The organism is Aureimonas ureilytica, from assembly GCF_001475935.1.
Lineage (GTDB): Bacteria > Pseudomonadota > Alphaproteobacteria > Rhizobiales > Rhizobiaceae > Aureimonas > Aureimonas ureilytica_A.
This window is the reverse complement of the sequence record NZ_LDQA01000018.1, coordinates 1-20,661: the sequence shown is the minus strand read 5'-3', so window position 1 is coordinate 20,661 and position 20,661 is coordinate 1. Positions and strand designations below refer to the sequence as shown.

Annotated in this window: 21 protein-coding genes; 11 read left to right on the top strand and 10 right to left on the bottom strand. The window is 58.2% G+C overall.

Going from position 1 to position 20,661, the window contains the following annotated elements; translation table 11 throughout:
• The first annotated feature begins 113 nt into the window (after window positions 1–113).
• Window positions 114–530, top strand: a complete 417-nt coding sequence (locus NS365_RS07460) for a helix-turn-helix transcriptional regulator (RefSeq protein ID WP_058599654.1) — start codon at window positions 114–116, stop codon at window positions 528–530.
• Between the two features lie 212 nt (window positions 531–742).
• Here NS365_RS07460 and NS365_RS07455 read toward each other — a convergent pair whose 3' ends face one another.
• The 4 genes from NS365_RS07455 to NS365_RS24450 all read right to left on the bottom strand — a co-directional run bounded on the left by NS365_RS07455 (window position 743) and on the right by NS365_RS24450 (window position 3,757).
• Entirely contained in the window at window positions 743–1,036 is a 294-nt protein-coding gene (locus NS365_RS07455; protein WP_153003696.1) for a hypothetical protein, read from the bottom strand.
• A 92-nt stretch (window positions 1,037–1,128) separates the two neighbouring features.
• Window positions 1,129–1,356 (bottom strand): WGR domain-containing protein, encoded by a 228-nt coding sequence (locus tag NS365_RS07450; protein WP_058599652.1) that lies wholly within the window; start codon window positions 1,354–1,356, stop codon window positions 1,129–1,131.
• Window positions 1,357–1,359: 3 nt separating this feature from the next.
• Window positions 1,360–1,932, bottom strand: coding sequence for a recombinase family protein (locus NS365_RS07445; RefSeq protein ID WP_058599658.1), 573 nt, complete (start codon window positions 1,930–1,932; stop codon window positions 1,360–1,362).
• A 181-nt stretch (window positions 1,933–2,113) separates the two neighbouring features.
• On the bottom strand, window positions 2,114–3,757 hold the full coding sequence (locus NS365_RS24450; protein WP_058599651.1) for a hypothetical protein: 1,644 nt from the start codon (window positions 3,755–3,757) through the stop codon (window positions 2,114–2,116).
• Window positions 3,758–3,867: 110 nt separating this feature from the next.
• On the opposite strand from NS365_RS24450, the gene NS365_RS07435 reads away from it, so the two are divergent.
• Window positions 3,868–4,266: a hypothetical protein gene (locus NS365_RS07435; protein ID WP_193753408.1), complete on the top strand. Its 399-nt coding sequence runs from the start codon at window positions 3,868–3,870 to the stop codon at window positions 4,264–4,266.
• A 282-nt stretch (window positions 4,267–4,548) separates the two neighbouring features.
• On the opposite strand, the gene NS365_RS07430 is transcribed toward NS365_RS07435, so the two are convergent.
• The gene (locus NS365_RS07430; protein WP_153003693.1) at window positions 4,549–4,806 is read right to left on the bottom strand and encodes a hypothetical protein; all 258 of its coding nucleotides are present in this window, start codon (window positions 4,804–4,806) and stop codon (window positions 4,549–4,551) included.
• Between the two features lie 60 nt (window positions 4,807–4,866).
• A complete protein-coding gene (locus NS365_RS25325; protein ID WP_082684487.1) occupies window positions 4,867–4,974 on the bottom strand; it encodes a DUF4113 domain-containing protein in 108 nt (35 codons plus the stop codon).
• Window positions 4,975–5,163: 189 nt separating this feature from the next.
• Here NS365_RS25325 and NS365_RS07425 point away from each other — a divergent pair, with 189 nt between their 5' ends.
• The gene (locus tag NS365_RS07425; RefSeq protein WP_058599648.1) at window positions 5,164–5,778 is read left to right on the top strand and encodes a recombinase family protein; all 615 of its coding nucleotides are present in this window, start codon (window positions 5,164–5,166) and stop codon (window positions 5,776–5,778) included.
• A 96-nt stretch (window positions 5,779–5,874) separates the two neighbouring features.
• Here the strand turns inward: NS365_RS07425 and NS365_RS07420 are convergent, their stop codons facing one another.
• On the bottom strand, window positions 5,875–6,693 hold the full coding sequence (locus NS365_RS07420; protein ID WP_058599647.1) for a phosphodiesterase: 819 nt from the start codon (window positions 6,691–6,693) through the stop codon (window positions 5,875–5,877).
• A 196-nt stretch (window positions 6,694–6,889) separates the two neighbouring features.
• On the opposite strand from NS365_RS07420, the gene NS365_RS07415 reads away from it, so the two are divergent.
• The 5 genes from NS365_RS07415 (at window position 6,890) to NS365_RS07395 (ending at window position 12,090) form a co-directional block, all read left to right on the top strand.
• Window positions 6,890–8,044 (top strand): ABC transporter ATP-binding protein, encoded by a 1,155-nt coding sequence (locus NS365_RS07415; RefSeq protein ID WP_058599646.1) that lies wholly within the window; start codon window positions 6,890–6,892, stop codon window positions 8,042–8,044.
• Window positions 8,041–8,976 carry a carbohydrate ABC transporter permease gene (locus tag NS365_RS07410; protein WP_082640616.1) on the top strand — a complete coding sequence of 312 codons (936 nt, stop codon included), beginning with the start codon at window positions 8,041–8,043 and terminating at the stop codon, window positions 8,974–8,976. Before NS365_RS07415 ends, NS365_RS07410 begins: the two co-directional genes overlap by 4 nt.
• 12 nt (window positions 8,977–8,988) lie before the next feature.
• Window positions 8,989–9,807: a carbohydrate ABC transporter permease gene (locus NS365_RS07405; protein WP_192843509.1), complete on the top strand. Its 819-nt coding sequence runs from the start codon at window positions 8,989–8,991 to the stop codon at window positions 9,805–9,807.
• 34 nt (window positions 9,808–9,841) lie between these two features.
• On the top strand, window positions 9,842–11,107 hold the full coding sequence (locus NS365_RS07400; RefSeq protein ID WP_058599644.1) for an ABC transporter substrate-binding protein: 1,266 nt from the start codon (window positions 9,842–9,844) through the stop codon (window positions 11,105–11,107).
• 92 nt (window positions 11,108–11,199) lie between these two features.
• Window positions 11,200–12,090, top strand: coding sequence for a MurR/RpiR family transcriptional regulator (locus NS365_RS07395; protein ID WP_082640617.1), 891 nt, complete (start codon window positions 11,200–11,202; stop codon window positions 12,088–12,090).
• Here the strand turns inward: NS365_RS07395 and NS365_RS07390 are convergent.
• On the bottom strand, window positions 12,056–12,826 hold the full coding sequence (locus NS365_RS07390; protein WP_058599642.1) for an HAD family hydrolase: 771 nt from the start codon (window positions 12,824–12,826) through the stop codon (window positions 12,056–12,058). The genes NS365_RS07395 and NS365_RS07390 overlap by 35 nt on opposite strands.
• A 203-nt stretch (window positions 12,827–13,029) precedes the next feature.
• Between NS365_RS07390 and NS365_RS07385 the strand changes: the two genes are divergently transcribed.
• The 3 genes from NS365_RS07385 (at window position 13,030) to NS365_RS07375 (ending at window position 18,627) form a co-directional block, all read left to right on the top strand.
• Window positions 13,030–14,169, top strand: a complete 1,140-nt coding sequence (locus tag NS365_RS07385; RefSeq protein ID WP_192843510.1) for a cobalamin-independent methionine synthase II family protein — start codon at window positions 13,030–13,032, stop codon at window positions 14,167–14,169.
• 298 nt (window positions 14,170–14,467) lie between these two features.
• Window positions 14,468–15,487 (top strand): isopenicillin N synthase family dioxygenase, encoded by a 1,020-nt coding sequence (locus tag NS365_RS07380; RefSeq protein WP_058599641.1) that lies wholly within the window; start codon window positions 14,468–14,470, stop codon window positions 15,485–15,487.
• A gap of 254 nt (window positions 15,488–15,741) precedes the next feature.
• On the top strand, window positions 15,742–18,627 hold the full coding sequence (locus NS365_RS07375) for a Tn3 family transposase (RefSeq protein ID WP_058599640.1): 2,886 nt from the start codon (window positions 15,742–15,744) through the stop codon (window positions 18,625–18,627).
• On the opposite strand, the gene NS365_RS07370 is transcribed toward NS365_RS07375, so the two are convergent.
• Window positions 18,624–19,835, bottom strand: coding sequence for a Y-family DNA polymerase (locus tag NS365_RS07370; protein ID WP_153003697.1), 1,212 nt, complete (start codon window positions 19,833–19,835; stop codon window positions 18,624–18,626). The genes NS365_RS07375 and NS365_RS07370 overlap by 4 nt on opposite strands.
• A gap of 74 nt (window positions 19,836–19,909) precedes the next feature.
• A complete protein-coding gene (locus NS365_RS07365) occupies window positions 19,910–20,470 on the bottom strand; it encodes a LexA family protein (RefSeq protein ID WP_244498394.1) in 561 nt (186 codons plus the stop codon).
• Window positions 20,471–20,661: the final 191 nt, after the last annotated feature.

Genomic DNA, 20,661 nt, shown 5'->3' with positions numbered 1-20,661 from the left:
GACGTTGTCACTAGCATGCTCACAAGGCTTTGTCAATCGGCTAAAAGCGGCGTAAATCCTTGACTTTTTCCCCAATATGAAACGTTATTTTGTTGCAAAAAAGGAAATGCAACATGGAAAAGGCGCTTAGCTCGGCCGCTTATGAGCGTCGCTTGCAACAGGAAATCGAATCTCTCAACGGTAGAATCTCGGAACTGACAGCCGAGAAGCGCGCCCTGGAGCGCCAGCTGATTAAGGCCCGCCAGGAAATGTCAGGCGTCCACGATGTGAACCGTAAGAACAGCGTGAACCGCGTCATGATTGAACGCCGTGTCGTGGACGCTTTGACGGCCAAGTCTCCCATGTCCAGCGAGGAACTGTACGCCCAAGCCAAAATGGTGACATTCGACTTGAAGGCCAGCACGTTTCGGACGCATCTGCACCGGCTAAAGCTCAAAGGGGTCATTGAAACAGCCCGTGTGCGAGGGAGATGGCAGTTACCAGTTCAAGGGAAGGCCAAGCCGTTGCCGGTCGGTAGCATCTTCGATTGACGCGGAACCATGGAACCTAAGAATCATGGCCTCATGGTTCTTAGGTTCCATGGCGGGTTAAAGCTTGCCAATCACCGGGAAATTCTGCCTTATCTCGCGTGGAAGCCCTGGTTGGTCCCTGCTCTGCATACCTCCGGGGCATGTTTGTTTTTCGGCTTCCCTTTTCCCAGATGGTCCGCGCGCGCTAAAGGTGGTTCAAGCGTCAGGCGCTTCTAACCCTTCACAAATATTGGGAACGTGTAGCTGATATTTTCTTTGTGATTATTGAAGCAATCCGGGGACTCGATGGAAGCAATTTCATCCATCAAAGCCATCTGCTTTATAATCAGGTCGCCAAAATCTAACTCAACGACTGCGCGTAAATTTGTAGCCTCGGAAATCTTATCAAGGGCACTTTTTAGAAGGGGCAGCTTCTGCTCTGGCGTTCCCGCGTTCCGCCATTGTTCGCCAACGTACATTTCTAAAATGTCGTTGATACTCTCTCCGTGCCTTACTGAATCCGTCATGCTGCATTAAGCGGGATGGCTGACTGATTGGCAAGCGTTACAGATTTGAACGACATGTGCAGTGGCCTTTCAGATTTGAAAAGCCTGCCTCGTCACTGGTAGCCTTTGCGGGTCTTCTCGCGCATCAGCTGGGCGAACCGCCGCTGGGCTTCGACCGGGCAGTTAAACACCTTCTCGATCACGCGGCCGGGGCTGCCGATACGGCCGTTTTCCCGGACCAGTACCCATTCCCCGAAAAGGTTGGGCTGAATGTCCAGGACATAGAACCGGCGCATGTTGCGGGATTCATCGACATGTTGGAGGCATATGCGCTCACTCATGGGTTAGGCCTCCTTGGCGGCTCTTGGGTTGGGAAAGTAGGTGTAAAGGGTCTGGCGGCTGACGCCGAGCCGCTTGGCGACCTGGGCAACCGGAATGCTCCGATCGGCCAGCAGGGCCTTTGCCACAGCCTGGTCTTCCTTGGAGAGGGCAAGTTGACGCCCGCCGAACCGGCCGCGCGCGGCAGCGGCCTTAATGCCCTCGATGGTGCGTTCACGGTTGAGGTCCAGAAAATACTCAGCCACGGTCCCAAGCATGTTGAACATCATGCGGCCGGTGGCCGTCTCGGTGTCGATGTTCTCGGTCAGGGACAGCACCTTGATATTGCGCTGTTGAAGGTCGTGGGCGGTCTCGATCATTTCGCGCAGTGAACGGCCGAGACGGTCCACCTTCCAAACCACCAGCTGGTCTTCGGGCCGCAGGTAGGCCAGGGCGTCCGCATAGGCGGGGCGCTTGGTGCCGGCGCGGCCGGATTTCTTTTCCTCGTAAATCTTGTGGCACCCGGCACGGTTCAGCGCGTCCCGTTGCAGGTCAAGGTTCTGGTCTTCGCGTGAGACGCGGGCGTAGCCGATCAACATGTCAAGATAGTCCCACAATAGGGTTTTCTTGACAATTGATTTATTGACATAGTTTCTTGACACATTCGGACCCGAAAAAGCCCCTCGCAAGGGGCTTCCGGTTACTGTCCAACAAACGGTCGTTTTTTTGACACAGCAAAAAGCCCCTCGTTGAGGGGCTTTCGCTGAATAGCCGCTTATATCAGGCCATGCCGTAGCTGTAGAATGTTCCGTACAAAGTCACATCGCTTTCAGCACCATACTTGTCGATAATTGTGACGTGGGCTTCTTCGGCGTAACCATAGGCACTGCCATCTGTGGGGATTGGTGGGCCGCTATAGCTCCATGTATATGTGCCATCAGAAGCAATGCTAAAACCGAGCGGATTATTGACAGGATCGGCCGAATACACCAGTTCGCTCGACAGGGTGTTGTCATCGTAGCCGTTTATCTGACCAGTCATTGCCTGGTTAATCTCGCTGCTCATGTAGGGATTACCGCTCATGTACGGCGATGAATTATACCTGACATTCTCGCTGAACATGAACCCGCCGCCAAGGTCTTGGAAGCTTCCAAGCATCTCAAGCTTGGTCACGCCCTGCAAGTATATCGTGTCGTGGGAACCCTCGATGCGCAGACCTGCTGCGGTATCTTCCAGTGCGGCAGCAAATCCTTGGAAGTCCGCGATGCCGCGTACAGCCGTAAGGTCTATGACGTCCTTGATAAAACCCCCTTGCCAAACCCATTCCATGGTGTCCGGATTCCAGTTCCATTGACCTTCGTAGGCCATGACTTGGAAGTCTTTCACAAAGTCCAGTTCTGGTGAGAACACGTTTGGGAGACCGTCAACCGGTACGCTGCTGAAGATAAATGTGTCAGCGCCGCCGCCGCCAGCGACAATATCTTCACCTGCTCCACCAATAATAATGTCATTACCACCGCCGCCGTCGATGCGATCGTCATGGATGCTTCCAGTAATTCTTTCCCAATTGTTGCTACCAATAATATAGGCCCCATCCATTGGTATGGAGCCGCTGAAATCATGATTGCCGAAACCATACTGGTCGGTAATGAATACGGTTGACGGGGATTCGTTCGGAGTGGCGGGAGTGTTTAGCTCCGTAAAAAATGCGGACTTATTGATGGTTTCGATTATTCTCACCTGCGTATCAATTGAATGCACGGTGAACAGATCGGAGGTTAAGCCAAAATCGCTTTTTAGGTAGATATTCTGCCCATACTCAGGGTTGCCCGAACCCAATCCCAAGCCGGAAACTAGGTCGAACTCAACGCCCCAATTCATCACGTCCCCATGCGCTTGATGGCTTGCAGGGGGATTGAATACGTAAGGGGATTCAAACCCATAGTATTTCGTTGTGCTGGGCAGCTGGCCAAAGGCGTTACTCTCAGCGATCTGATTAACAGCCGCCGCGCCCAAGCTGTGTCCGGTGAAAGAAACAGCTAGGTCAGTTGCTGGAGCTTCCGAAAACGTCTTAACAGCGTCAACTAGAGCAATGAAATTGAGCTTATAATCCGTCAGCCCTTGGCCAACTCGGACGTTCTGCATCCAGTCAGCATAGCCCATTTGGTAGTTGTCGGTTTGTGTGCCTGCAATTGCAACCGTAACTTCTGTTCCGTTAGTGAAGACACGGGCTTGAGCGCCCGTACCAAATGCGCCATGCCAAACGGTGCTGGCGTCATTGCTTCCATTTCCAAGGCCAAGTTGGCCCATGGTGACGGCTGTCCAACCAGCTGGAGGAACCATCCAGTCATAATAGGCCGCTTGTGCCATCTGAGCGAACTTAAGGGCGGTGGTAGCATCAGTGGTGGACTTGAAGACGGACATTTCAATCTTCCCCGATAAGGTGTTTGCGATACTTGTCTTTGAGACTATAAGTAAGAATGCAAGTTCACACTTTTGAAGGCAAATTGCTCGCAGCCGGTGTTAGGACCATTATGGTTCTGTTGATGATTGAATCACCGTTCCTAGGTGAGTTGATGCACAGGAACGTCACATTCACTAGTGAAAGCAATTTTAAGCTTTCAATTCTGTACCTAGGTTTTATCGCACCTGCGATGTTGTTCTTTGCCGTCTTCCCGCCGGTCAAAGAATACTTCACAAGCATGTTTAAGGTTCAGATAGACACGTTTGGGGCCATCATTCTGGCAGCTGTATATGCCTACATAATCCTCTTTTGCGCTGCGATGTGGTTCGGGCCGTTTAAGGAATTGTGGACGCTATGGAACCCTGTAGGACGTTTTTTCGGCGTGATGCACGTACTGCTGCCAGTCGCAATGCTCATAGAGTTTGCGACACGCTGGCTGAGAAAATACATTTACAGAAAGTCTAGATAGGAGCGCACTAATGCGTTAGCTGCGAAACAATCGCTTGCTTACGGATGAGATGGAGTTGCTGCGGTGTTTTCAGGCTTTATGTGCTGAACAAGGTGCTAGGACTCCCCAATCCTCACGCATACTTTACACGGTATAGGGGTGCGGAATCGCTGTCCATGGCGGTTGTGCAGGGCACACTTCACGAAACCGTGGGTTCCAGAACGGGCAGCTGTGATGGGTGGCCATGAATGAGTCACCTACCCTGGCCGCCGCAGCTTTGAGCCTATTCCGACATAGGGCGTGCTAGTTGATCTGCGTGTTGCTCACAGGCTCGTCGGGGTCGGTGTCGGCGTGGAAGTTTACGTAGGACAAAATCTCTTTCATTAGCCGCATTTCGTCCTCAACGGACTTTTTTTGAATGTAGCTCTCTTGGATTGAACCAAAACTTTGTATCGAAAGACGGATAAGCAAAGCTCTTTCTTGAGCCATTGTTTTACGCGTTGCCCATTCATCGCCATAGACGGCAAAAGCAAGTGAATCCAGTTCTTTCGATATAGCCATGAATTCATATTGCCCCAAGCATAGGGTTTATCCAAACAAACAAGCGCTCTAGCGGGCTGCCTAGACCCGCAGAAGCTCGCTAAAGTTGGTGCTGTAGCGGCTGGAAAGGTGTTCGCTGCGCAGCTTCCATTCCTGCTTGGTGGGGTCGTTTGCGGGAGGGGGCGGAATCCTACGCTAAGCGCAAAGCCTGTGCGATCTGTCCCAACCTCCTGTCCGAATGAGGGTCGTTCAACGGACGATTGTTCCGTCACATTTCGATGGGCCCGAAAGGCTCAGTTTAGCCGGAAGTCGGTTGTCTCATTTGAATGGTACTATATTTCTTGCGTTGAAGGGGCCTCTTACGTTACAGATTCTAAGATGATGAACATACTCATCGGTTACGCCCGCTGCTCAACCGACAAACAGGATCTCGCAGCGCAAATGGAAGCTCTGCAGAAACTCGGGGTTGCGGCTGATCGCATCTACACAGATTACGGTTTTACCGGCTCAAACCGAGCAAGGCCCGGTCTGAACCAAGCGCTGGCCGCCGCACGCAGTGGCGATACGTTTGTCGTGTCCAAGCTCGACCGGCTTGCACGTTCCGTCCCTGACGCACGCGAGATCGGGGATGACCTTGCCTCTCGGGGGGTGAGGTTGCAGATCGGCGCCAGCATTCATGATCCGTCCGATCCGATGGGTAGGCTGTTCTTTAATATCCTTGCGACTTTCGCCGAGTTCGAGGCCGACCTGATCCGGATGCGAACGCGCGAGGGCATGGCGCTCGCACGTTCCAGGGGAAAGCTACGCGGAAAGAAGCCGAAGCTCTCCGATCGCCAGCAAAAAGAGCTGCTCCGCATGTACGATACCGGCGAATACTCGGTCAGCGATCTTGCCGAGGTGTTTTCGATTTCCCGGCCGACGGTCTATCGGACCTTGGGCCGTCAAGCGGTATTGCTGAAAGCGGACCTGAAGTTAACCGCCGCCGTGGCTTAAACCGTCGCTCATACCAAGTGCAGAATTATCGCTCATCGCAAGTAGGCGACACGGCAAGCAACCTCGCCAAGTGACTACGAGCCATTAGTTGGGTGCCTAAACCAGTTTGACCTGTTCATCCGATGACAGATCAGGATCGTAAGCGTATTTCGGGCTCGCGTCGAGAAAGTCATGTGTGTGAACGACCACCTGCTCCGGCTGAATGAATGCGACAGCGTAGGCCGGTGGCTCGAGGCTGCACGGAATTTCGCTTTCTGCCGTGAAGTCCAGCCAGACCTGGTGATTCGTGCCACGCAGACAGGAGAACGGGATGCCCCGCCAGTTTCCTGCGATCGGTCGATGCACATGTCCGAAGAAGATGTGTCGCACCTCCCCATGACGGGAAAGAATTTCGCCGAGGGCCTCGGCATCTCGTAGCCTGATTGCGTCCATTGGCGCAAGGTGCAGGCTCAGCGGGGGATGATGCATGAACAGGAATGCTGGCCCCGGATTGGCACCGAGCGCGTCCTCGAGCCATGTCCGACGCGCGGCGCAGAGACGACCCGCATGAGTGCCCGGTTCATTCGTGTCGAGAAAAATCAGGTTTCCCGCGGCGGTCTGAATTCTTGATTGAACGAAGCCGGCATCATCGACCGGCGCCTGAGGGAAAATCCGACGGAAGGTCGCACGATCGTCGTGGTTGCCGATTAGCAGGCGGAAGGGCGCCTTAAGTTCTTGTAGGCGCATCCTCAACTCTACATAGGCGGCTTCCTCGCCGTTATGCGCGAGGTCTCCGGTGAACACCACAAGATCCGCATCCGCATGGTTCAGGTTGACGTTCGCGATGCAGGCTTCGAGACGCATCCACGGATCGAGGCCAAACACGCGTTCGCCGGGAGGTCCGAGATGCAGGTCGGTAATCTGAACGATCTTCATCAGTGTGAATTCCTTTCCTCTCAGCACAGCATGCATAGCCGGTAGCCGGTTCGAATAGCAGAACTGCGACATCACGATGAGAAAATTTTAATGCGAGACTCACAACAAATGAGACTTACACACATCTGTCATCTGACGCTGCTACTCCCCTGCCGTGCGCGAGCCGATCTGAAGCTCGCGACCGGAAGGAATTCGAATGACGTCTATAAGCCTCAAAGGTGTCTGTAAGCGTTTTCATTCATTCGAGGCGGTGCGTGACGTTTCGCTGGATATCGCCGGCGGCGAGTTCATCAGCCTGCTGGGTCCGTCCGGATGCGGAAAATCCACGCTCCTCCGCATGATCGCGGGCCTCGAGACCGCCACGGCGGGGGAGATCGGCATGGGAGGCAAGTCCATCCAGCATCTGCCCCCGAGCGAGCGCAATATCGCTATGGTCTTTCAGAACTACGCGCTCTATCCGCACAAGACCGTTCTCGAGAACGTCGCCTTCCCCCTGTTGATGCAGGAACCGATGATCATGCGCCTGCCCTGGCTGAGGCGTCTTGCTCCCGGCCGGCGCCTCGTCGACGACCAAATCGCCGCGCGTGTTGATCCAGTCTGTCGGATGCTTGGGATCGACCATTTGGCCCGACGCAAGCCGGCCGAGCTTTCAGGCGGACAGCGCCAGCGCGTCGCGCTGGCACGAGCCATGGTGCGTCAGCCCAAGCTATTTCTAATGGACGAGCCGCTGTCGAACCTCGACGCCAAGCTGCGCGCGACGACCCGGGCCGAGATCATCGACCTGCATCGCCGGCTCGGCGTCACGTTCCTCTACGTTACGCACGACCAGGGCGAGGCGATGACGATGTCCGACCGGATCGTGCTTATGAATGAAGGATGCCTTCAGCAGGTCGGCCCTCCGCTCGAACTCTACAACGACCCGGCCAACCTCTTCGTGGCCGAGTTCATTGGCCTGCCCAAGATCAATGTCCTCGACCTTCGCATCGAGGACAGGAATGCATTCCTCGGCGGGCAACCGATCCGCGACATGCCGGGCGAGCTCGATGGTGCGCCGGCACCGCGAAAGGGGGCTCTGCGTGTCGGGCTGCGAGCCGAGGCGCTACATCTGTGTCCGGTGGATCACCCACACGCGCTGCGTGGCCACATCCACATTGTCGAGCATCTCGGCAACGAAGCAATTCTGCATATGTCGCTGGGCGGGGAAGACATCTGCGTCCGGGTGCAGCCTGCACAGGCTGCGGGCCTCTCTCCCGGCCATGAGATCGCAGTGCGGCCTGATTGGAACAGCGCGTTGCTGTTCGATGCAGCCGGATCACGCCGGCGCGGCGAACGAATGAGGGCTGCGGCATGAGCGCGATCACCGAGCCAGGCTCAATCGCCGCCGATGCTTCTCGAACCGATCAAGGCTTCGAACGCACGCCTATAATCGCGAACCCCGCTTATCTAATCCCGGCGGTGGCGGTCCTTCTCGTCTTCTTCATCCTACCGACCTTCGCGACGATCGCGCTGTCTTTCACCGATTGGCGGCTCGGTGCGCGCTCGCTGTCCTTCGTCGGCCTCGACAATTACCGAACGCTTCTGGCTTCCAGCCATTTCGCCGGGACGCTTTGGAATACGCTGAAGCTGAACCTCTTCGTCATTCCCAGCTCGTTTTTTATGGCGCTGCTGCTGGCGCTTGCGATCCATTCGCAGGCGCGCCTCGCCTCGTTTTGGCAGACGGTCTACTTCCTCCCGGTTACTTCGACACTGATCGCCATGGCGATCGTCTGGCAGTGGGTGCTGCATCCGCAGGTCGGCATGGTCGCGTGGGCGCTGCGTCAGCTCGGTCTGGAGCCCATCAACTGGCTGAACGATCCCGATCTGGTTCTCTATACGATCGGCTTCATCTCCATGTGGCAGCTCGTCGGCTACTACATGGTCCTCTTCCTGGCGGGCCTGCTTGCCATTCCGCGCCACCTTTACGAGGCGGCGGAGATGGACGGCGCCCGCACCGGCCTCGATCGGTTCGTGCATGTCACCTGGCCCATGCTTGGACCGACGGCCTTGTTCGTCCTGATCATCACCATCATCAAGTCACTACAGATCTTCGACGTTGTGCGTGTCCTGACCGAGGGCGGACCCAATGGAGCGAGCGAGATCGTCCTGCATACGCTCTATCAGGAAGGCTTCATCTATTTCCGGACCGGAATCGCGGCGGCGATCGCAACGCTGTTCTTCCTCGTAATGCTCGCTCTCACCCTCTACCAGATGCGCGTCTTCGATCGGCGCGTCCATTACGGCTGAGGGGTGACGGCCATGCGCATAAAGAACCTCGTCATCAATCTGGCCCTCGGCGCCGGCGGCCTCGTGATGCTCTTGCCCTTCGCCTGGATGCTGAGCCTGTCGCTGAAGCCTGAGAACGAGATCTACACACCCGACATCGCCTTCCTGCCCCGGGAATGGGATTTCGCGAACTATGTCGAGGCCTGGACCGTCGGCTATGCCGGCACGTTCGTCATCAACGGCGTGATCGTCACGCTAGGCATCCTGGTCCTGCAATATCTAACGATCATACCCGCCGCCTACGTCCTTGCCCGCAAGAACTTCCGCATCCGCGGCCTCATCATGTCCACGGTCCTGGCGGTCCTGCTCATCCCGCCCCAAGTGACCGCGATCCCGGTCTACATGATGCTGGCCGAAGCCCGGCTTCTCGACACCTATGCAGCGCTGATCATCCCGTTCGCCAGCAGCGCATTCGGCATCTTCCTGCTGCGCCAGAGCTTCAGGACCGTTCCTCAGGAACTTATTGATGCCGCTCGCATGGACGGCGCGTCGGAAGCCTACACCCTGTGGTTCGTCGTCGTGCCGCAGGTGCTTCCCGCTCTTGCGGCCTTCGGCATCTTCTCAGTCGTCACCCATTGGAACGACTTCTTTTGGCCGCTGCTCGTCGTCACCTCGATTGAGCGCGCCACACCGCCGCTCGGCATCTCGATATTCGCCTCCAACGAAGGCGGCAATGAGGTTGGCCCCATGATGGCGACCGCCACCCTTGTCGTGATGCCACTCGTCATCGCCTTCCTGATCGCCCGCAGGCGCTTCGTGGAAGGCGTCACGCTTTCGGGCCTCAAAGGATGAGCCCGCATTTCATCGATGATATGGAGCACCAAGCATGATGCATTTGATCAGACTTCTCGCCGGCGCCGCGATCGGGCTCGGCGCTCTCGTTCCAGCCGCCATGGCGCAGGAGGTGGAGATCACCGTAGCGCACGCATACGGCGCCATCTTCCGGCCGATCCACGAGCAGATCATCGCCGAGTTTAACAAGGAGTTCCCGAACATCAAGGTGACGCTCGAAGCTCCGCAGCCCGACTACGAGCAACTTGTTCAGCGGACGCTTTCTGGCATCCCGCAGAGCAACGCCCCGACTTTAACGTTCCAGGGCGTCAACCAAATTCGCCAGTTTGTTGACGCGGGTCAGGCCCATGATCTCAGCGCCTTCGTCGCCGAGGATCCGCGATGGAAGGAAGGCGGCTACTACCCGACCATGATGGAGCTCGGTCGCTTCGATGAGAAGCAGATGGCAATTCCGTTCGCCATCTCTACGCCGATCATGTACTTCAACGCCGATCTCTTCGAAAAGGCTGGGCTCGACCCCTCCGCCCCGCCGACCACATGGCCCGAAGTCATCGAAGCCGCCAAGGCGATCGAGGCCGCCGTTCCGGGTACGACTGGTCTATTTTATGACTATCTCATCACCGGCAATTGGGACTTCCAGGTCCTCGTGTATTCAGAAGGCGGGTCGATGATGAACGAGGCCGAGACCGAGGTGACGTTCGATGAAGAGCCGGGCCTGCGGGCAGTCAGGCTTCTGCGCTCCTTCGTGGACGAGGGAGTGATGGAGAACTGGACCCGCGCGCAAGGCGAGCAATCCTTCATCGCCGGCCAGGTCGGGTTCTACTTCTCGTCAACGGCTTGGCTCGCCGGCGTTCAGGATAAAGCGAACTTCGACATCCGCACCGCCTTCTGGCCAGAAAGCTCGACCGGCGAGCGGCGCCTGCCTTCAGGCGGTAATGCCGCTATGATCATCACCGATGATCCGGAGGAGGCCAAGGCTGCCTACGAATACGCCATGTTCGCCGCAGGGCCGATCGGCACCGCAATCATGGTCCCTGGTTCAGGCTATATGCCCATGCACGAGGAGGGCACAAAACGGCTGGCGTCGTTCTACGAGGAGAACCCAAACTTCAAGATCTCCGTCGAACAAATCCCGTATATTTTCACGTGGTATGCATTTCCGGGGCAAAACACATTGAAGAGCATCGATGTGATCCGCGACAGCCTTCAGGCGATCGTTGCCGGGCAAGTTAGCCCGGAAGAGGGAATCAAGCAGGCGGCGCATGAAGTGGAAACGCTGGTCAGCGTGGATAAAAAGTAGCCTTATCTTCGCATTGTCCGTCGCAAGGGCAGCGGGATGCGTTCCGCTGCCCATATCTTTGCTATGACTCGCTGAGCCCGCTAACATCCGCTATGTCCAGATCAGAGCAACACCCCCCTCCCGTGACTCCTAAAATTGCCCAGAATGGCATGCTCGCCCGCATTCGGCATTCGCGGGACGATCTTCCTCCAACCGCCCGGCGGATCGCCTCCTATATCGAGGCTAACGCTGAGGACGTGATCCGCATGTCGATCACCGAACTCGCGGAGCAAACCGGCGCGAGCGAGGGCAGCGTTGTCGGCCTGTGCCGCCGCGTCGGCGCCGGAGGTTTTCAGGACCTGAAGATCCTGCTGGCGCGCGACCTCGTCGAGCCGGTTCGCTTCATCCAGGAAGACCTTGAGGAAACGGACGACTTCACGCGCGTCGGCGAGCGCATCTTCAGCGCACATGCCGCCTCGCTCGCCGAGACGCGCAAGCTCCTTTCGCCTGAAGCGCTGGAACGCGCCATCGCGATCTTGCAGAACGCCCGCCGCATCGAGGTCTATGGAATCGGTTCGTCGGCACCCATCGCTCAGGATCTCGGATACCGTTTGCTCCAGCTTGGGCTGGATGCCAGAGCAATCGTCGACTCACACGTCCAGGCCGTTACCGCAGCGATGGCATCCAGCGAGGTGGCCGCGATCACCGTTTCTCATTCCGGCAGCACAGTTGAAACGGTTCTAGCGACCCGTCTCGCACAGGAAGCTGGCGCTAAGACGATCGGCATCACGCGTCTCGGCAAATCGCCCCTCGCACGTCATTGCGACGTTGTTCTCCATACGGTCGCGAACGAGACCCGCTATCGGCCGGAGGCCATGTCGAGCCGTGTGGCGCAACTCGCCATCATCGACACTCTGGTGTCCTGCTGCGCGCTTGGAAATCCCGAGCATTCAGCCGAAAAGCTACAGCTCAGCGCACGCGTGCTCTCCGAGAAGCGCTTCTGACGTCGACGGTTCGCACCATAACGGGCACGAAAGCAGAGCCAATCGAGGCCGCAAGCGCTCCATCGGTGGCGGGATTATCACCCACGACCACCGAGCGTGCGGCCGAGCATCCGAGCGCATCAAGGGCAAGTTCAGCCAAGCGAACCGATGGCTTGCCGATGACCTCCACGTCCTGAGATCCTGCCGCGGCGAGAATGGCAGCAACGAGCGCGCCGGTCTCTGGCACGATGGTCCCGGACGAGCCAGGATGGTTGTTGTCGAGATTGGACGCGACAAGTCGCGCACCGTAGCGTACCTCATTGGCCGCATTTGTTAGCATGGGGTAGTCGAACGCTGCATCACGACCGATCGCCACGGTGTGAGCGTGCTTATCGACGAGGAGCACACCGCGCTCCAAAGCGCGGGCACGCATGACCGACGAGACGAGCGCCAAGGTCGGCGCTTGCCGTTCGGCGAGAGCCTCTATCATTGCCATTCCTGCCGTGAAGATACGCGATGCCGGAACTGAAAGGCCGCATTCGGCGAGGCGCTGCGCAATTGTTTCGGGCAGATCGCTGGAGTTGTTGGTGATTACGGCGAAGCGGTCCGCATAGCTTGCAAGCAGGCGGTCCGCGCCACAGACTGCATGCTCGCCGATGGTCAGCGTACCATCGAGATCTAAGAGCAAAGCGTCGGCTCCGGTCTCAACGACGGCCGCGACATCAATCGTGGGTCGGCAATTGGATGTCAGCCTCATGTGAAATTATCCCAAGCCTCTGATGAACAATGCACGGCTCTCGCGGAACGCCGTTTCCACGATCATTGATGCGCGGTATTTGCGATTCGCTCAAGTCAATACCCAATTAGAGTGAGAAATTTTCATTTCTGTGTCACGAAGCGGAGCTAGCGTGCCCCTAGCAAGGCAGTGGATCGTTGAACATCCAGCAAAGGGAGCAAGAAATGCAGCAGAGCTTGGACAGGATTCTCACCACCCACACCGGCAGTTTGCCACGACCAACTTGGCTTGCGGAGGCCCTGACACGGAAAGACCGCGGAGAAGAGCAAGCAGGCGACGAGAATTTGTCCGCGGATATTCGAGACGCCGTCATCGAAATCGTCCGGAAACAGGCAGAGGTCGGCATCGACATTGTAAGCGACGGTGAGACGAACAAGATCGGCTATGCGACCTACGTCAAAGACCGTCTAAGCGGATTTGACGGCAGCGGTTCAGGTATCGCAATCGCTGACCTGCACGATGTTCCGGAGTTCGCGGCGCATGCCCTGAAGGGCCTCGATGTAGCGATGCCTGCTTGTACTGGCCCGATCAGCTACAGGGGGGAAGACGCGGTCAACGAGGATATTAGCAATCTTAAAGCCGCCACGCAGAAAGTATCCGCTTCCGACGCTTTCATCAGTGCCGCGTCGCCCGGCGTCATCTCCATATTCCTGGAAAACCAGTTCTATCCCAGCGAAGACGCGTATATCGAAGCGCTCGCTGAAGGAATGCGCTCGGAACTTGAGGCCATTCACCAAGCCGGCTTTCTGCTTCAGATTGACTCCCCGGATCTCGCGATGGGACGGCATGTCGGCCATAAGGTGCTCGAAGTCGGGGAATTCCGGAAGCAGGTGGCCAAACGGGTTGAGATAATCAATCATGCCACCCGTAATATTCCCGCCGACCGGCTTCGGGTCCATCTTTGCTGGGGCAATTATGAAGGGCCGCATAATCACGACGTCCCCCTGACCGACATCGTCGATCTCATATTTGGCCTTCGCGCCCAGGCTCTTCTCTTCGAGGGAGCCAACCCACGCCACGCCCATGAATGGCGCGTGTTTGAAGAGGTGACCATTCCGCAAGACAAGGTGCTTGTGCCCGGTGTCATCGACACCTGCACCAATTATGTCGAACACCCTGAGCTTGTTGCTGAACGGATCGTCCGGTTCGCCAACATTGTCGGTCGCGAGCGTGTCATAGCCGGAACCGATTGTGGATTCGCCACTTTCGCGAACTTCCTGCCTGTCGATCCCAAAATCGCCTGGCTGAAACTCAAGGCACTTACCGATGGGGCGGCGCTCGCGACCAAAGAGCTTTGGTCTTGAAGCGTTTGGGCGCCCCTCGAGCAAAAATTTGACACGTGAGGCGGTGCATAGCGACCGACCCAACCGAGCTCCCAGGTGTTGGGCAGTGCGCTGTTGCTTTCACATGAGGCTGATTGACATCGGCCTCAGTGGGGAGCCCTGGATGCGCATCACACCTGCACATTATGCCCGGCCGTACGCAAGGCAGGGGCGGGTCCGTAGCCGGATGGCACCCATGTCGCTGACGGCAGGCGACGGCACTGTCGGCTGCTTGTTGCCACTACCCAACACAAGTTCGAACCAACACATTAGGAAAACTATGCCTTCTGACACTCTCCCCATCTCTTTGCCTATGGTTGACATCTCGCGTTTTCATGGTGACGCGGCTGAACGCGAAACTTTCATACTGTCGCTCCGCGAGATCCTGCACGACTACGGCTTCTTCTACCTCGTTGGACACGGCGTCAGCCAAGAGACCACCCAACGCATTCTCGAGGTCTCGAAAACATTCTTTGCCCTGCCCGAAAAGGATAAGCTTGCCATTGAGATGGTCAAAACACCCCGTTTCAGGGGCTATAACCGCGCTGGCTTCGAGCTGACCGGCGGCAAGCGGGACTGGCGGGAGCAGGTCGATTTCGACACTGAGGGCGAGCCAGTCGCGCTTTCAGAAAGCGACCCTCTGTGGAAACGCGTCATTGGTCCCAATCAATGGCCCGAAGCGTTGCCGGAATTGAAGAACGTGATTCTCGAGTATCAGGCGGAAGTAACGCACGTCGCCAAGGACGTGCTTGGCGCCATTGCGGTCGCGCTCGGTCAGAGCCCTGACGCTTTTGCTCCGATATTCGATCCACATCCCGCCCAACATCTCAAAATTCTTCGATATCCGGGCAAGGATCAAACCACCTCCGAGCAGGGCGTCGGCGCTCACAAGGACGGTGGCCTCGTCACCATCCTTCTGAACGACGAAGTTCCGGGCCTGAAAGTGAAAACGGAAGCTGGAGATTGGATCGATGCACCGCCGATCCCAGGGGCTTTCATCGTTAACACCGGTGAGCTGCTGGAGCTCGTGACAAATGGATTCGTGCGCGCAGATGTTCATGCCGTGACCCTTCCGCCAGAAGGGATGGAGCGCTACTCGGTCGTTTTCTTCCTCGGCGCTTACTATGGAGCAAAAATCCCCGTGTTTGATATGCCTGAGCACATCAGGCACGCCGAGCGTGGTGTCACGGTTGATCCGCTAAATCCGATCCTGAATGATGTCGGTGCAAATCATCTAAAAGCGCGCCTTCGTTCACACCCGCATGTTGCACGCGCACATTACAGCGACGTCAACGCCTGACTTTGTGACGAATAGCTAACCGACACAGCTTACCTGAGCGGCCGCGTAAAAACGGCCGGTCGGGTTTCGATGTCAGTAACGCACGGCTTTCGTCCTCATCTCGGACATTCTGTGATGTCGATGTCGGCTCCAGGGGCGGCCATTCACAAGCGATTGGTATGATTGCCCGAAATTAGCTTGTCCTTCTGACTCAAAGAGCTGGGGTATTGCATCTCTCCCCATGTCATTCATCGAATTTTGCTGAAGGGGCATGAATGCCGCGGCGCGTCACCCTAAGCGGTCGGCAGAAGGATGTGCTGTTGCGCCTGCCGACCTCGCAGACGGATTTGCTCAAACACTATACGCTGAGCGATGAAGATCTCGGGCATATCAGGCAACGTCGACGCGCTCACAACAGGTTCGGCTTTGCCCTGCAATTGTGCGTTCTGCGCTATCCCGGTCGGGTGCTAGGCCCGGGCGAACTGATACCGGCTGAGGTCGTCGAATTTATCGGAGCTCAACTCGGTCTGCATGCCGATGATCTGGTAGACTATGCCGCCCGCGAGGAGACGCGGCACGAGCACCTTGCCGAGTTGCGGGCAATCTATGGATACCGCACTTTCTCCGGAGGTGGTGCGCGTGAGTTGAAGGACTGGCTGTTCCAGGAAGCCGAACTGGCGGTGTCGAACGAGGACATTGGCCGTCGCTTTGTGGCTGAATGCCGACGCACCCGCACCGTCCTGCCCGCGACATCCACGATCGAGCGGCTCTGCGCCACGGCTCTGGTTGATGCCGAGCGGCAAATCGAGACGAGGATCGCCAGTCGCTTGTCGGTGCCGATCCGGGAACAGTTACTGGCATTGCTCGAGGAGACGGCTGACGATCGGGTGACCCGCTTCGTGTGGCTGCGGCAGTTTGAACCCGGCTCGAACTCTTCGTCGGCCAACCGGCTGCTCGACCGGCTCGAATATCTGCAACATGTCGATCTTCCCGAGGATCTGCTTGCCGGTGTTCCTGCCCATCGGGTGACCCGTCTGCGCAGGCAGGGCGAACGGTACTATGCTGACGGCATGCGCGATCTCCCGGAGGACAGGCGGCTTGCGATTCTGGCCGTCTGCGTATCGGAATGGCAGGCGATGCTTGCCGACGCCGTGGTCGAAACCCACGACCGGATCGTCGGCCGTCTCTACCGTGCTTCGGAGCGTATTTGCCAGGCAAAGGTCGCGGACGAAGCGAGCGCGGTGCGTGACACCCTGAAATCGTTCGCCGAAATCGGCGGGGCCCTGGTCGATGCGCAGGATGACGGCCAGCCGTTGGACGCCGTCATCGCAACCGGATCAGGGTGGGACGGCTTCAAAACCCTTGTCGCGATGGCTGCCAGGCTAACCGCCACCATGACTGACGATCCGCTCAATCATGTGCTCGACGGATATCATCGCTTCCGTCGATACGCTCCGCGTATGTTGCGCCTGCTCGATTTGCGGGCTGCGCCAGTCGCGCAGCCGCTTCTGGAAGCGGTGACGGCCCTGCGCGCCGGTTTGAACGACGCCGCACATACTGGCTTCCTGCGGCCGAGCTCGAAATGGCATCGCCATCTTCGGGCCCAGACGGCTGACGACACCCGCCTATGGGAGATCGCGGTGCTGTTCCATCTGCGCGATGCGTTCCGCTCCGGGGATGTCTGGCTTGCCAGGTCCCGGCGCTATGGCGATCTGAAACACGCACTCATTCCGGCACAAGCTGTTGCGGAAGGCGGCCGTCTCGCTGTGCTATTGCGGCCGGAGGAATGGCTGGCAGACCGGCAAGCTCGCCTCGACATGCGGTTGCGCGAGCTTGGCCGTGCCGCTCGCGCAGGCACGATTCCCGGCGGGTCAATCGAAAATGGCGTTCTGCATATCGATAAGCTCGAAGCCGCCGCGCCGACCGGCGCCGAAGATCTGGTGCTCGATCTCTACAAGCAGATACCGCCCACACGCATCACTGATCTCTTGTTGGAAGTGGATGCAGCGACCGGCTTCACCGAAGCGTTCACGCATCTGCGCACTGGAGCGCCCTGCGCCGACCGGATCGGCCTGATGAACGTCATTCTTGCCGAGGGGGTCAACCTTGGCCTGCGCAAAATGGCTGACGCGACAAACACCCACACGTTCTGGGAATTGATCCGCATTGCCAGGTGGCATGTCGAGGGCGAAGCCTATGATCGGGCGCTGGCCATGGTGGTCGAGGCGCAGACGGCGTTACCTATGGCCCGGTTCTGGGGCATGGGCACCTCAGCTTCGAGCGACGGTCAGTTCTTTGCCGCCACAGAGCAAGGTGAGGCCATGAATATGGTCAACGCGAAATACGGCAATACCCCGGGCCTGAAAGCCTATAGTCACGTCTCGGACCAATATGCGCCGTTCGCGACCCAGGTGATCCCTGCAACGGCAAGCGAAGCTCCCTATATCCTTGATGGCCTGCTAATGAACGATGCCGGTCGCCATATTCGGGAGCAGTTTGCCGACACGGGCGGCTTCACCGATCATGTCTTTGCTGCGTGCGCCATTCTCGGCTACCGCTTCGCCCCACGCATCCGCGATCTGCCGTCCAGGCGACTCTATGCCTTCAGTCCGTCGAACGCGCCGGCGCATTTGAGGCCGTTGATTGGTGGAAAGATCAACCAGGCCATGATCGAGCGCAACTGGCCCGACATCCTGCGGATCGCCGCCACAATTGCCGCCGGAAGCATCGCGCCAAGCCAGATCCTGCGGAAACTCGCCTCCTATCCTCGGCAGAACGAACTTGCGACAGCCCTGCGGGAAGTCGGCCGTGTCGAACGAACCCTGTTCATGATCGACTGGATTCTGGATGCCGAGTTGCAACGCCGCGCCCAGATCGGGCTCAACAAGGGCGAAGCCCATCATGCGCTGAAGCGGGCAATCAGCTTCCATCGCCGTGGCGAAATCCGCGACCGTTCCGCCGAAGGCCAGCATTACCGGATCGCCGGCATGAACCTGCTCGCCGCGATCATCATCTTCTGGAACACCATGAAGCTCGGCGAGGTCGTTGCCAACCACAAACGCGATGGAAAGCTGCTATCGCCCGATCTCTTGGCCCATGTCTCGCCGCTCGGATGGGAACACATCAATCTCACCGGAGAATATCGCTGGCCAAAGCCTTAGCGTAGGATTCCGCCCCCTCCCGCAAACGACCCCTTGGTGCCGGTGGCGGCAAAGTGGACGGCCCCCCGCCCAAACCGCTGGTTTAGCCCGTCCATGAGGCGCATAAGCTCGACCCGGCCGGGGTCGTCGGCCTGGTGAAAGAGGCTGTTTTGCAGGTTCTCGGCGCGGTGCAGGTCCAGGCACATCACGCCCGCTTTCTTGTAGCTGAAACCCGGCCGCCAGATGCACTTGAGGCCGTGCAGGGCGGCCCGAATAAGCTTGCCGGTGTCGGCGGTGGCTACGGGCAGCCGGACGGTCTGCGTGGCATAGTATTGGGCGTCCTGCTCCCGGAAACGGTTGGTGTTCACGAATACGGTTATTGAGGCCGTGACCAGGCCTTGGCGGCGCATCTTCTCGGCCGCGCGGCTCATGTAGGTAGCGACGGCTTCTTGCATCTCGTCGGCACTCTCGACCGGGCGGCCGAATGAGCGGGATGCCATGATGTTTTTCCGGTCGGGGGAATGTTCCTCCAAGGATAGGCAGGAAATGCCCCTCAATTCGTACAGGGTGCGTTCCAGGACCACGCCAAAGGCCGCGCGGATTTTTCGGGGGTCGGCGTCACGCAATTCCAGCGGTGTGGTGATGCCCATTTCAACCAGGCGCACGGCAATCCGGTTGGCGATGCCCCACACGTCCGTTAGCTCGATGCGGGCGAGGGCGGCGGTTTGCGCCGCTTCGTCGGCCAGCACCAGGACGCCACCACTCTCCGGGGTCTTCTTGGCGAGGCGGTTGGCGACCTTTGCCAGCGTCTTAGTAGGCGCTATGCCGACCGATACCGGAATGCCCGTCCATTGCAGCACGGTGGCCCGCATGACGCGGCTGTGCGCCTCCGGGTCGGCAAAGCCTGCGAGGTTTAAAAACGCCTCGTCGATGCTGTAAACTTCAAGCTCGGGCGTGAAGTTGGAGAGGGTCCGCATCACGCGGGCGCTCATGTCGCCATACAAGGGGTAGTTGCTCGATCTGACGATAACGCCCGCTTTCTTGAAGCGGTCGCGGTTCAGGTGCCAGGGCGCGCCCATGTCGATGCCGAGCGCTTTGGCCTCGTTCGATCGGGCGATGACGCACCCGTCATTGTTCGACAGGACCACCACCGGCTTGCCCCGGAGCTTGGGCTGAAACACCCGCTCGCATGAGGCGTAGAAGTTGTTGCAATCGACTAGGGCGAACAGCGTTTGCGTGCTGCCAGCCCTTGGAGTGCCCCCGGCAAGCGGGGGGCCTAATTCGACAATGGGCTGGGGCACGGTCAGAACTTGCGGACGGTGCCGGAAACCACGCCCCAAACCTCAAATTCCTGCCCTTCGGCCAGGGTGATGTTCGGAAAAGCCGGGTTTTCCGCCTTGAGCGTGACCACGCCTGCACGGATTAGATACCGCTTGATGGTAAATTCACCGTCCAGGCACGCGAGCACAACGCAGCCATGAACCGGGCCGCGCGATCGATCGATGACGGCAATATCGCCGGGAAAAATCCCGGCCCCGGTCATGCTCTCCCCCGACACGCGCACGGCAAAGGTGGCGGCTGGGTTGGAAATCATCAGTTCGTTGAAGTCCAGCGGTCCTTCCATGTAGTCGTCGGCCGGGGATGGGAAGCCACAGGCCGCCGACGCGCTCATGAGCGGCACGGTTTGGGCTATGCGGGCTTCCACGTCCAAAAAGGCGTTCACGTCGCCCGCGCGGAAACCGCGCTCGTTCATGCGGCGGGCGATCTGGGCGATCGGCACGGGAAGGCGCACAACGCGAGTGGCGGCGCTTTTGGGCCTGCCAGCTTTTGAGCGGGGGCCGCCCCGGCGTTCAATCGTGTCCAAGGCCGTACCCTCCGTTTTGATTTCTGTTACAGAAATTGCACGGGTTCAGGATTCGTTCCAGAGGCACGGCCAAGGTTCTGCCCACAGGTGAGGCAGTTTTGCACAGGGGCACCAGTGGAAGGCGAGGGGCAGCGTAGCTGCCTCTCTGCCTGACCGGCGAGGGCCGGGGGTAGCAAGGGCAAGGGGGGTGG